Annotated in this window: 11 protein-coding genes; 8 read left to right on the top strand and 3 right to left on the bottom strand. The window is 44.7% G+C overall.

Going from position 1 to position 12,015, the window contains the following annotated elements; translation table 11 throughout:
• Nucleotides 1–20: 20 nt before the first annotated feature.
• The 4 genes from A4R26_RS03445 to A4R26_RS03430 all read left to right on the top strand — a co-directional run bounded on the left by A4R26_RS03445 (nt 21) and on the right by A4R26_RS03430 (nt 3,827).
• A complete protein-coding gene (locus A4R26_RS03445; RefSeq protein WP_081160362.1) occupies nt 21–1,253 on the top strand; it encodes a TCR/Tet family MFS transporter in 1,233 nt (410 codons plus the stop codon).
• Nucleotides 1,250–1,621 (top strand): YccF domain-containing protein, encoded by a 372-nt coding sequence (locus tag A4R26_RS03440; RefSeq protein ID WP_081160357.1) that lies wholly within the window; start codon nt 1,250–1,252, stop codon nt 1,619–1,621. The genes A4R26_RS03445 and A4R26_RS03440 overlap by 4 nt, the downstream gene beginning before the upstream one ends.
• 280 nt (nt 1,622–1,901) lie before the next feature.
• A complete protein-coding gene (locus tag A4R26_RS03435; RefSeq protein ID WP_081160352.1) occupies nt 1,902–3,179 on the top strand; it encodes a M23 family metallopeptidase in 1,278 nt (425 codons plus the stop codon).
• A 78-nt stretch (nt 3,180–3,257) separates the two neighbouring features.
• On the top strand, nt 3,258–3,827 hold the full coding sequence (locus A4R26_RS03430) for a porin family protein (protein ID WP_081160347.1): 570 nt from the start codon (nt 3,258–3,260) through the stop codon (nt 3,825–3,827).
• 138 nt (nt 3,828–3,965) lie between these two features.
• Here A4R26_RS03430 and A4R26_RS03425 read toward each other — a convergent pair whose 3' ends face one another.
• Nucleotides 3,966–6,029, bottom strand: a complete 2,064-nt coding sequence (locus A4R26_RS03425) for a S9 family peptidase (RefSeq protein ID WP_242674809.1) — start codon at nt 6,027–6,029, stop codon at nt 3,966–3,968.
• 249 nt (nt 6,030–6,278) lie between these two features.
• Between A4R26_RS03425 and A4R26_RS03420 the strand changes: the two genes are divergently transcribed.
• Nucleotides 6,279–7,304: a 2-oxoacid:ferredoxin oxidoreductase subunit beta gene (locus tag A4R26_RS03420; protein WP_081160338.1), complete on the top strand. Its 1,026-nt coding sequence runs from the start codon at nt 6,279–6,281 to the stop codon at nt 7,302–7,304.
• An 827-nt stretch (nt 7,305–8,131) separates the two neighbouring features.
• Here A4R26_RS03420 and A4R26_RS03415 read toward each other — a convergent pair.
• Nucleotides 8,132–9,019 carry a cupin-like domain-containing protein gene (locus A4R26_RS03415; RefSeq protein WP_081160618.1) on the bottom strand — a complete coding sequence of 296 codons (888 nt, stop codon included), beginning with the start codon at nt 9,017–9,019 and terminating at the stop codon, nt 8,132–8,134.
• 166 nt (nt 9,020–9,185) lie between these two features.
• Between A4R26_RS03415 and A4R26_RS03410 the strand changes: the two genes are divergently transcribed.
• Together A4R26_RS03410 and A4R26_RS03405 are read left to right on the top strand one after the other, a co-directional pair.
• The gene (locus tag A4R26_RS03410) at nt 9,186–9,806 is read left to right on the top strand and encodes an L-threonylcarbamoyladenylate synthase (protein ID WP_081160333.1); all 621 of its coding nucleotides are present in this window, start codon (nt 9,186–9,188) and stop codon (nt 9,804–9,806) included.
• A gap of 100 nt (nt 9,807–9,906) precedes the next feature.
• The gene (locus tag A4R26_RS03405) at nt 9,907–10,509 is read left to right on the top strand and encodes a GNAT family N-acetyltransferase (RefSeq protein WP_081160329.1); all 603 of its coding nucleotides are present in this window, start codon (nt 9,907–9,909) and stop codon (nt 10,507–10,509) included.
• 1 nt (nt 10,510) lies between these two features.
• Here the strand turns inward: A4R26_RS03405 and rnhB are convergent, their stop codons facing one another.
• Nucleotides 10,511–11,113 (bottom strand): ribonuclease HII, encoded by a 603-nt coding sequence (gene rnhB, locus A4R26_RS03400; protein WP_081160615.1) that lies wholly within the window; start codon nt 11,111–11,113, stop codon nt 10,511–10,513.
• A gap of 91 nt (nt 11,114–11,204) precedes the next feature.
• On the opposite strand from rnhB, the gene A4R26_RS03395 reads away from it, so the two are divergent.
• Nucleotides 11,205–11,837: a Crp/Fnr family transcriptional regulator gene (locus A4R26_RS03395; protein WP_081160319.1), complete on the top strand. Its 633-nt coding sequence runs from the start codon at nt 11,205–11,207 to the stop codon at nt 11,835–11,837.
• Nucleotides 11,838–12,015: the final 178 nt, after the last annotated feature.

Here is a 12,015-nt window from a genome sequence, read left to right as displayed (position 1 = left end):
TTGCAGCAACTTTGTAATATATGAAAACAGGACGCTCAGCAGCATTGAAATTTATCTTCATTACCATTCTGGTAGATGTTATTGGCTGGGGATTGATTATTCCTGTAATGCCCAACCTTATATCGGAGCTTTTACATATACCGGCAGGTGAAACCAGTAAATACGGCGGCTGGTTGGTAACGGTATATGCGCTTATGCAATTTTTGATAGCTCCTTTATTGGGCGCTTTAAGCGACAAGTATGGCCGCCGGCCCGTGCTGCTGTTTTCATTATTTGGTTTTGGGATCGATTATTTGTTTATGGCCTTTGCCCCAACATATGCCTGGCTGTTCGTTGGCCGGGTTATTTCAGGCATAACGGGCGCCAGTTTTACAACGGCCTCTGCCTACATCGCCGACATAAGCGATGCCGATAACAGGGCGAAGAATTTTGGAATGATCGGTGCGGCATTTGGATTGGGATTTATTATTGGCCCCGTTATAGGCGGTTTGTTAGGCGGGTTCGGGCTGCGTGCGCCATTTTACGCTGCAGCTGTTTTGTGTTTGGTGAATTGGTTATACGGCTATTTTGTTTTACCCGAATCACTCGATAAAGCGCACCGCCGTCAATTCGAATGGAAACGTGCATACCCGTCAGGTGCGTTAATGCAATTGAAAAATTATCCCGGCATAAGCGGCCTGGTGCTTTCGATGGTGCTTGTATATATTGCCGCCCATGCCGTGCAAAGCAACTGGAACTATTTTACCGTTTACAAATTCAACTGGAGTGAAAGAATGATCGGTTTTTCGCTGGGTGTTGTAGGTGTGCTTGTGGCGCTTGTACAAACCTGGCTGATGGGGAAGGTGCATCCGATACTGGGTAATACCCGAAGCATTTATATCGGCCTTTTATTGTATTCTGCAGGAATGTTCCTGTTTGCATTTGCCACCCAATCGTGGATGATGTTTGTTTTTTTAGTACCTTATTGCCTCGGCGGTATTGCGGGGCCGGCATTACAGGCTACCATATCGAGCCATGTGCCGCCGAATGCGCAGGGTGAATTACAGGGTATACTTACCAGTTTGATGAGTTTAACGTCGATAGTTGGTCCATTGTTAATGACGCAGCTTTTTAATTATTTTACAAAGAAATCGGCTCCCATAGAGTTTGCCGGCGCGCCATTTGTTTTGGGCGGTGCACTGATGCTGTTGAGCGCGTTGTTTGCATACCGTTCTTTATATAAAGAAAAACAAATAATACAAACATCGAAATGAATTTTCTAGGTAATATCATCTGGCTGGTATTTGGCGGCTTTTTGGCCGCCATCGGATATATAGTAGGCGGTTTCGTCCTATGCATTACCATCATTGGCATTCCCTGGGGTTTGCAGTGTTTTAAACTAGCCGGTGTGGTATTATGGCCTTTTGGTAAAAGTATCGTACCTAAACAGGGTGGCGAAGGATGCCTGCCGCTATTATTCAATATCATCTGGCTGGTATGTGGCGGACTATATACGGCAATCGTTCATTTAGTGTTTGCCGCCATTTTTTATATCACTATCATTGGAATTCCTTTCGGCCGCCAGCATTTGAAATTAATGGAACTGTCTCTGTTACCATTCAGCAGGAATGTAATAGGATAGGGGATGTTAATTCATTTTTAAAAAAACCGCGATCAATAAATAATCCCGAACACATTTCCGTTCTTAACCGTATTGCAGCTGGCATGTAAATTAAGGCCGGCTAACGTATTTTTACGATTCCTGCCAATGGATGCCGGCAAATGGCAGGCATATATCATGCTTAATTAATTACTGTAACTGCCTGACTTTAAAATGAAATAAAAAAGGCATACGTTAAAACACCGCCGGGCATTGTTTTTGCGCTAACAAGCCGCTTAACAAAACCGGCAATTAAACATATATGTTTACACACAGGGATTGGGGCATTGCTTTTTCACTTATGGCCATCTTAATTGTGGCGGTAATTGTATTGAGCAGTTTGAACCTTTCTTTACCGGGCGAAAGAGCACCCCAGGCAAAAAAAGATTCAACTGAAAAAATAATTCCGCGCCGGTTCGGCCTTCCGCTCGATTCATTTAACGTTACCGAAAGCGTTATTCAACGCAATGAATACCTGGCTTCCATACTGGAATTGTATAATGTAGATACCAATACGATATCGAGGCTGCAGGCGAAATCGAAATACGTTTACGATGTACGTAAAATGAAAGCCGGTGCGCAATACACCGTGTTTGCATCAAAAGACACTACACATAAAGTATGTTACTTCGTTTACCAGCCTAACGCTATCGACTATGTTATGTACGACCTGCGCGATTCGGTAAAAGTGGTTGCCGGAAAAAGACAGGTTACCGCCCGGCTGGAAACAGCTTCAGGCATTATCGACGGATCGGTATATGAAACATTTCAAAGATCGGGCATCGATCCCTCACTGGCGATGAAAATGGCCGACCTGTACGCCTATACGGTAGATTTTTATTCAATACACGATGGCGACTATTTCAAAATATTATACGAACAACGGTATATAAAAGATGAACCGGTTGAAACAGGCGCTATTCAGTCGGCTGTGTTTTCGCATAACGGTGAAAAGTTCTATGCCTTTTATTACAGATCCGATACAACAGAAGCAGGCGACTATTATGATGAAAAAGGAAAAAGCCTGCGTAAATCGTTTTTAAAGGCGCCGCTTAAATTCAGCCATATAACTTCAGGTTATTCATTAAGGCGTTTTCATCCTGTACAAAAAAGATGGAAAACGCATTTGGGTACAGATTATGCTGCGCCCGAAGGAACGCCTATTATCGCTACCGGTGATGGTGTAGTTATTGAATCGGAGTTCACTAACAACAATGGTAATTTCGTTAAGATCAAACATGATGATACCTATTCAACCCAATACCTGCACATGACCAAACAGGCGGTTCGCGCCGGTCAAAGTGTACGGCAGGGACAGGTAATAGGATATGTGGGCAGCACCGGTTTGGCTACCGGCCCGCACGTATGTTATCGCTTCTGGAAAAACGGTAAACAGGTTAATCCGCTTCAGCAAACATTTCCTCCTTCGGTTCCCTTACCTGATTCGGTAATGACCCGCTTTTCAGGCTATGTACTTAAACAACAACAACAGCTCAATACGGTTAATATGGGTGTTGTGCAAACACTCTCAATGAATTAACAGGTTGCTTCAACACATAACATTAAATGGCATAAGCTTTGCCCGCCTTGGACGCAATAAACTAAACTACCTTTCAACATGAAAAAAGATGTTTTAGCCCTTACCATGTTTCTTATACTTGGTATGAGTACGCAAGCCCAAAGAAAAATTATGACCGTAGGAATAAAAGGCGGACTTAATATCTCAGACATTGCAGGTTTCAATGGCGATAACAGGTTGAGCGGGCATGTGGGCGTTTTTTTAAATGGCCGCCTCAGTTCGCAATGGCGCATTCAACCCGAGTTGCTGTATTCAGGACAGGGTCAGCAATTTATTTCTTTAGGCGATGAATATACGCTGGCGCTGAGTTACCTGCAGTTGCCGGTGATGTTCCAGTTTCATCCCATAAAAAAGTTTTATTTGGAATTTGGGCCGCAATTAGGTTTTTTGCTGGCAGCAAATTATAAAAACGATGATGATAAATGGGAAGGAGACCAAAACTTCAAAAAAGTAGATATCGGCCTTGGATTCGGCGTTGGCATTCAGGCTACCCGCAGTGTAGGTTTTTATGCGCGCTACAATCTGGGATTAGCTGATATTTCGAAAAACAATTTGCCCGATTATTCGAACCGTGTAGGTCAGATAGGCGTTGCTTTCAGTTTTAAATAATTCGGAACGGCTGGCATACAGCAGCCCGTTGCAATACAGAGTGGGTTTCGGCCGGTTGGCGGAGACCCACTCTTTTTTTTGCAGGCGATATCCTGATTGTGCCGTTATCATTTCTTCCAACACTTGCATACTGAGCGCTTATTTGATCCAGCGTTCAAAGAATTCCCAGGTGCGTAACATCTGGTCTATGCGTTGGCGGTTATCGCCGCTGCGGGTAATTTCATGGCTAGCATTGGGATGCCGTACATATTCAACGGGGCGGCCCAGGACTTTCAGGCTGCGGTACAACATTTCGCTTTCTACAAAACCGGTACGGCGGTCATTGTCGCCGTGAAAGATGATATATGGTGTTTTGATGTTTTGTACATAAGTGATGGGCGATTCACGTTGCAGGTTGGCTTTTGCGGCCGCCTCCCAGGGATAGCCGCCAAAATAATTAGGTACCAGCCGCCAGGCATTGCCTTCGCCGAAGAATGTGCTTAGATCGTATACGCCCCGCTGTGAGCAGGCCGCTTTAAACCGGTGATCATGTGCAATGATCCAGGCCACCAGGTAGCCGGCATATGATCCGCCGGTGACTACCATTTTCGAGGTGTCGATCCACCCTTCTTTAACTGTTTTGTCCAATGCGGTCAATACATCGCCAGAAGGGCCCCTGCCCCAGTCGTTGATGTTGGCGCGAAGGAATTTTTCGCCATACCCGCCACTGCCGCGTGGGTTGCAATACACAACGCCATACCCTTTACTGCAAAAGAACTGGTATTCGTGCCACATAGAGCTTTCGCCGGGCCCCCACATAGCTGAAGGGCCGCCATGAATTTCAAGTACAACAGGATATTTTTTGCCGGGTGTATAATTGGCCGGTTTCATCATCCAGTACTCGATGGTCATTCCCTTATCGTTGGTAAATGTTTTTTTCTCAGGGAAAGAAAGTTGTTTGGTTTTCACCCAATCGTAATTGAAGCTGCTGATGCGTTTGGCATTCTTTGCACTGCCGTCGGCCAGGTATAACTCAAAAGGACTGGCCACCTCTGTTTTTACAAAAACCAGTTTGTTGTTGACGATATCGAAACTGCCGATGCCCGAATTATAATCGGTTAATTGTTCAACCTGTTTGGTTTTTACATTCACCCGGTAAAGTGGAAAACCGCCATTGGCGGGAGCGGTGATGTACAAATAATTTTCATCCCCGCTCCAGGTAATATTGGCTTTCGACCGATCGAACGGAATATAAACGATATCTTTTTCTGACCCATTCACCGGCATTACAGCCAGTTGCGGCACCCGTACAAATGAGGTTTCGGAAACCTGGAATGCCATCCATTTGCCCGAAGGGGAAATGGTTGGTGAAGAATACACCATTTTGTCTTTGCCAATGATCCTGCGCAAACCACTGCCATCTGCATTGGCAATATAGATCTCGTTTTCCAGCGCCCTGTTGGGATGTTGCAGTGAATCGATATGCGCCGATAGTACAAGCTGTTTGCCATCAGGGGTATAACCGGCGGAGGCAAAAGAGTAAAATCCATGCGTTACCGCCACCGGCGAATCGCCGGGTTGTGTGCCGGTAACGAAGAAATGAATAAAGCCAAGGTCGCCATTGATATTGAGCTCATCCTGAAAATTGAGTTTATTGATGACCCTTGCTTTTTTGTCGGTCACGTTATTATTGAGGTAGGCTCTTACTTCTTCAATTGAACCATCGGGGTTGGCTTTTGCAGTTAATGGCCTGAGTTGTTCATTGCGATCGAACCCTGGTTTTTCGTAAGGCCACACGGGAATTTTTCCTTCGGGGTTCAAAACAGAATCCTTTATAAGATCGGCCATGGGAATGTTGCAGGCAAACAGTATTTGTTTTCCATCGGGGCTCCACCTGGGCGAACTGGCGCCATATTTATATTTCGTCAATTGCCTGGCCTCGCCGCCATCGAGGGAAAGCAGGAAGATCTGGGCTTTTCCATCAGCGGCGCGGGTAAAGGCCAGTTGTTTTCCATCGGGGCTCCAGGCAGGTTGTGAAGCGTTGTCGCGGGTGGTCAGTTGCCGGGGAGCGGAACTGCCATCGGTGGGTACCATCCAAAGCCGGGTAACGTACCTGTAATCCCATTTGCTGTCGCCATCATTTTCTATTTCGGTCACCGTAAATGCGGCCCTGCTACCATCGGGCGATAGGGTCACATTGCCGATAGATTTGATTTTAAGCATATCCGTAACGGAAACAGGTTGTTTATCTTGCGCGCACACCGAAACAGAAATGAGCAAACAAATTAAAAATGCGAGCCTTTGCATGCGATGGATTTTAGGCGTTGAATGTACGAATTCAGCCTTATTTCCGCCTTAAAAACCAACAAATTATGACCGGCGGTCACCCCTTTGTCATATTAACGTTCCATGCTATTAATATTCCTTGTTCAATGTTCGTTATTCCGATAATTTTGCAGTAATAATATAACTATGAGTGAAACTACAGCGCCCGCTCTGACGCCAAAGGATTTTGCCACCGACCAGGAAGTACGGTGGTGCCCCGGTTGCGGCGACTATTCAATTTTGGCACAGGTGCAAAAGATCATGCCGGGTTTGGGTATTCCAAAGGAGAACATCGTTATCATTTCAGGTATCGGCTGCAGCAGCCGTTTCCCCTATTATATGAACACGTATGGTATGCACTCGATCCATGGCCGTGCTACAGCTATTGCCAGTGGATTGAAAGCTACCCGTCCTGAATTGAGTGTATGGATCGTTACGGGCGATGGCGATGGATTGAGCATTGGTGGCAACCATACCATTCATTTGCTGCGCCGCAATTTCGATGTGAATGTAATGCTCTTCAATAACCAGATCTACGGGTTAACAAAAGGCCAGTACTCGCCGACATCGGAAGAAAACAAAGTAACCAAGTCAACGCCATTCGGTAGTATCGATCATCCGTTCAACCCGCTGGCATTGGCAATGGGGGCAGATGCCACGTTCATTGCCCGTTCAATGGACCGCGATCCCAAACACCTGCAGGAAGCATTGATAAGAAGCCATAAACATAAAGGCGCTTCTTTCCTGGAGATCTATCAAAACTGTAACATCTTTAATGATGGTGCATTTGAAGTGTTTACTGAAAAATCAAGCAAACCCGATAACACGCTTTTCCTCGAACATGGCAACCCACTTGTATTTGGCGCCAAACAGGACAAAGGCATAAAGCTGGAAGGTTTTAAACCTGTGGTTGTTGATTTGAACGCGGGCGCTTCTGTAAACGACCTGTGGGTTCATGATGAAAGAGATTTCTACAAGGCGCAAATACTTGTGCGGATGTTCGACGATCCCCGTTTACCCGATCATTTGCCCCGCCCGTTCGGCGTGTTTTATGAAACCGACCGTCCGTGTTATGAAGATGGCATGCAAATGCAAATAGATGAAGTGATGGCGAAAGGAAAAGGAGACCTGGACAAACTGTTGCGTGGCAAAGAAACCTGGACCATTGCGTAATCCTTCTAACTCCGCTCAATACAATGCGGCCTTTCATTGTGAAACAAAAATACCCAGTTACCAGTGCGGGTGTTTTGGTATAGAAAGATGACGGTAATCAGTAATTGAAATTTCTTTTCGGTAAAATATAGATGGCCTTCCCGTAAAACGGGCGGGCTTTTTTATTTTCAGCCATTACGACCCCTGTAAAAAAAGGAGCCAGCGATGGATATCGCCGGCCTGTGCTTACCTCTGAAACCACAAAAAGAAAGAAGTTAAGCTATCTGTTGTTATATAATAATTTAATTGAAGCGGGGTTCAATGGATGATGGACAAACCTGGTATCACACTGTAGCGGAAGGAAATGCATCGGTACATGCCGGCAAAAGGCCTTTTGCATGCCTGGGCGAACTCCCTGCTTCTACGATAGTATTTTAGAAAATTGACTGCTGATACAGGAGTAAAAGCAGTTAGTTTCAGTTATTGGTACAATCTTTTATTTGCAGTTTCTAAGCACAAAGGATCAGCAGCACGATAAACAGAGATATAATTAAAAAGGGTGGCGGACAATTATGGTACGAACATGTGAATATCCGTACTTAAAAAAGTTATTTATGATTTATATGGGAAATTGGAGGGTTAACGGAAATTGGATGGTTGGAAAACCGGAGATTGGATTAGAACATCAGAGTGCGCTGCCGGTGAGAATATTACTTCAGCACATAGCCCGGTAAAAATAAAGACTGTTTTGCTAAAAATCAATATTTTTCTTAAAATTTTTTAATGTCCGCGCTTCCTGGCAGTTTTCTTAAGTTCGATCAAATGACAATTAAAAAGTCCATCTTTTTTTATCTGGCGTCAAAAGCTTCCAATTCTTTTTCGGCGGCCTTCAAAAGACTGGTCTTTTTGTACTCGTACCACCATTTGGGCGCTGTTCTTTTCATCAGCGTATCGATATTACGCATTCCAAACAGATTCCAGGCTCCTTTGAGCTTGCCACCGATAGAGGATTGTAAAGCTCTAAGGCTCATGGCAAAACCGCTATCGAGGTATTCCATATGATGCCAGTAACCGGCAGGCATAAAGAGGGTATCGCCATGGTTGAGGATCACTTCATAACCCCGGGCGAGTTTCAATGCGGGGAACTGGGTATAATCGGGTTTGTTTTCCTGATCATAGTTAGAAAAATCGGCCAGGCTCAATACCTCGAAAGGCTTACGGTAAAGCTTATGTTGTTCTTCAAAAGGGAAGAGAAGCACTTTTTTACGGCCTGCAAACTGGGTATGCAAAATGTGCGACATGTCAATGTCGAAGTGCATATGTGTTATGCTGCTGGCCCCGCCCACAAACAACATGGGGTATTTTTTCACGAATCCTTTCAATAAATGATCGGGCCAGGTGAAATCCTGTGTTAACTGTGGTGCATGATCAAAAATATTAAAAAGGAAGATACGCCAACCTGCAGGCCCCTTGCTGATCATATCAACATATTCACCAAAGGTCTTGTAATCATCAGCGGTGTTGATTGGTGTGTAGGCGTCGCTTTTAACGTTATTGTACAGCCCAACTCTTTTACTGCCTACAATGTCCTTGAAATATTGCCAGTTCCATTTGTTATAGGCCGGCCAGTGGTGTGCCAGGCTGGAAATGACAACTGGTTTCAGCGGCATGTAAAAATACTGCTGAAAGTCTTCTGCGCTGATCTTATCTACGCGGTCAACATGTTGTAGCTGCATGAAAAAAGTTTGCACAAATTTAATATTAAAATCATGCCCACTGTATAAAGAGGTAAGGATTACATAAACGGCTTTAACATTTTTATAAAATATGAAATGTGACACCCGGGCGCACATTTTGCCGTTAGAGTTATGTGGCTTACATTAAAAACTATAATTTGCCGATATGTTGTTACATCTTCATCCTGAAAATCCACAACCGCGAAACATTTCTACAATCATAAAAGTTTTGTCGAAAGGCGGAATAATTATTTATCCCACCGATACGATCTATGGTTTGGGTTGCGATATTTTTCAGCACAAAGCGATCGAGCGCATTTGCCGCATCAAAAATATCGATCCGCAAAAGGCGCAGCTTTCCTTCGTATGTTACGACCTCAGCGATTTAAGCAGGTATACAAAAAGCATCAGCACGCCGATGTACAGGATGTTAAAACACTATTTGCCGGGGCCATATACATTCATTTTGCCGGCCAGTAAGGAAGTGCCCAAAATACTGCAAAGCAAAAAAAATACGATCGGCCTGCGTATTCCCGATAACCTGATTGCCCGTACCATTGTGAAAGAACTGGGCCGTCCGATCTTAAGTACTACTTTGCCTGGTTCTATGGTCGAAGAATATACCGATCCTGAGATCATGCACGATAATTTTGAAAAACTGGTTGATGTAGTGGCCGACGGCGGAATTGGCGGCATGGTTCCTTCTACCGTTATCGATTGCACCGGCGATGAACCCGTGTTGGTGCGCCAGGGAGCCGGCGTGTGGGAGACCAATGTGATAATGTGATAATGTGATAATGAGATAATGTGATAATTAAATACACCATATTTTGAAAAGGTTCGAGATACATAAGCCTTAATTTTACGAAAAAGAAGCTTGCACAAACATGAAGACCGAGTACCAGACATTCTTCCCCGACCACTTTACACTCGAAACGCCCAGGGTATTGTTACGACTGATGACCATGCAGGATTATGAAGTGTTCCTGCCCCTGTCGAAAGAGGCTGAAATATGGAAATACTTTGTAAAAGACCTCAGCGATGAACAGGAGTTAAAAACCTGGATGCAGCAATTGCTTACCGAAAGACAGCAGGAAACGAGAATGCCGTTCACGGTGATCGACAAACATACACATGAAGTGTGCGGCGGTACCAGTTTTCTCAATATCTCATTTTACGATAAACGGCTTGAAATAGGCAGTACCTGGCTGGGCACGCCATTCATAGGCACCGGCGTGAACCGCGAGGCTAAATTTGCATTGTTGTCCTTTGCATTTGATGTAATGAAAATGGAAAGGGTTGAAGTAAAGACCGACAATTTAAACGAGCGCGCCAAGGCGGCCCTGCTTAAAGTTGGGATGAAACCCGAGGGCGTATTGCGCAGCCATATGCAAATGCATAGTAACCGGCGAAGGGATTCAATTTTTTTCAGCATTATCAGAAGTGAATGGCAGGAAAGAAAACAGCATTTTTTTTCTGAAATGTTGTAGGCTACTCCATATCGAGCTCCAGCTGGGAAGAAGTACATTGGAACGAGCGGCGGTGATAAGGTGTTAAACCAAACGCTTCGATGGCTTTACGATGCTCTTTGGTGCCATACCCTTTGTTGGTGATCCATTTATATGCCGGGAATTCGGGGTGCAGGTTGCGCATAAAATCGTCGCGGTAGGTTTTCGCCAGAATGCTGGCGGCCGCAATAGAGGCGTAATGTGCGTCGCCCTGTATAATGCACGCATGGGGAATGCGTTTGTATTTGGTGAACCGGTTCCCGTCAATGATCAGGAACTGGGCTTTCTTTTTTAATTTTTCAATGGCCAGGTGCATGGCCTTGAAAGAAGCGTTGAGGATATTGATGCGGTCAATTTCTTCATGATCTACCATGGCCACCTGGTAACAAATGGCATTTTCTTCAATATAGCCCCTCAATTCGTACCGGTCTTCTTCGGTAACCTGTTTCGAATCGTTCAGTTTTTCGTGGTAAAACCCTTCGGGAAGAATAACTGCTGCTGCAAACACGGGTCCGGCCAAACAGCCGCGCCCTGCTTCATCGCAGCCGGCTTCAACGAGTTCAGTCTGGTAAAATAGTTTCAGCAAAGGGAGGTTGGTTTGTCGGCCCAAAAATAAGGGATGCCCGTATTTAAATTTTATTTATCAACTTTGTTTTTTTACACATCACATTCCCAATATGGAAATAAGCACAATACCCCAGCTATTCCCGGCTTTTGAAAAGGAACTGCAGCGTGAGATCGAGGAGCAGGGTGAGATCCGTTCGTTCAAAACCGATGAGCAGCTGATGCGCACCGGCCAGTATTTCCGTTCAACCATGTTAATCCTTAACGGATTGGTTAAAATATACCGGGAAGACGATGACGGCAATGAATTTTTCATGTATTACCTGCAACCCGGCCAGGCATGTGCATTATCGATGGTGTGCGCAGCCGAACATAAACGAAGTGCCATTATGGCAAAGGCGGTAAAGGATACCGAAATCATAGCCATTCCTCTTCATTTAATGGAAGAATGGATGGGAAAATACAGAAGCTGGAGTTATTTCGTGATCACTACATACAGGGCGCGTTTCGAAGAATTATTAAGCACCATCGATCATATTGCCTTTCGCGGCATGGATGAACGGCTGGAGTTCTATTTAAAAAAACACCAGGAAACCATGCGTACCAACCATATTACCATCAATCACCAGGAAATTGCCAATGAATTGAATTCTTCGCGTGAGGTTATTTCGCGCCTGTTGAAAAAAATGGAGCAGTTCGGAAAGTTGAAGCTGCACCGCAATGCTATTGAAATTATTCAATTATAGCCGAAGAATATTAAACACTATTGACAATAATGCCGGTTGTTTTAATGCAACTGCTGTTTATTGTTGAAAGCATTAGAAATGCTGTTGCCGCCTTTTGCCTGCGAAAACATTTTTGACCACAATCATGCTTATTGTGACCTTCGTCACCTACCGGAGTTATAATTTCCCGCACCTTCAC

The sequence above is a fragment of the Niastella populi genome (genome assembly GCF_002078015.1).
GTDB lineage: Bacteria > Bacteroidota > Bacteroidia > Chitinophagales > Chitinophagaceae > Niastella > Niastella populi.
This window is presented reverse-complemented; position numbering and strand designations above follow the sequence as displayed.

What these genes read in the sequence shown, in the direction of transcription:
- A4R26_RS03435 (WP_081160352.1), top strand. Translation starts at nt 1,902, where the DNA reads ATGTTTACACACAGGGATTGGGGCATTGCTTTTTCACTTATGGCCATC.
- A4R26_RS03415 (WP_081160618.1), bottom strand. Translation starts at nt 9,019, where the DNA reads ATGCAGCTACAACATGTTGACCGCGTAGATAAGATCAGCGCAGAAGAC.
- A4R26_RS03425 (WP_242674809.1), bottom strand. Translation starts at nt 6,029, where the DNA reads ATGCTTAAAATCAAATCTATCGGCAATGTGACCCTATCGCCCGATGGT.
- A4R26_RS03420 (WP_081160338.1), top strand. Translation starts at nt 6,279, where the DNA reads ATGAGTGAAACTACAGCGCCCGCTCTGACGCCAAAGGATTTTGCCACC.
- A4R26_RS03430 (WP_081160347.1), top strand. Translation starts at nt 3,258, where the DNA reads ATGAAAAAAGATGTTTTAGCCCTTACCATGTTTCTTATACTTGGTATG.
- A4R26_RS03405 (WP_081160329.1), top strand. Translation starts at nt 9,907, where the DNA reads ATGAAGACCGAGTACCAGACATTCTTCCCCGACCACTTTACACTCGAA.
- A4R26_RS03445 (WP_081160362.1), top strand. Translation starts at nt 21, where the DNA reads ATGAAAACAGGACGCTCAGCAGCATTGAAATTTATCTTCATTACCATT.
- A4R26_RS03410 (WP_081160333.1), top strand. Translation starts at nt 9,186, where the DNA reads ATGTTGTTACATCTTCATCCTGAAAATCCACAACCGCGAAACATTTCT.
- A4R26_RS03440 (WP_081160357.1), top strand. Translation starts at nt 1,250, where the DNA reads ATGAATTTTCTAGGTAATATCATCTGGCTGGTATTTGGCGGCTTTTTG.
- A4R26_RS03395 (WP_081160319.1), top strand. Translation starts at nt 11,205, where the DNA reads ATGGAAATAAGCACAATACCCCAGCTATTCCCGGCTTTTGAAAAGGAA.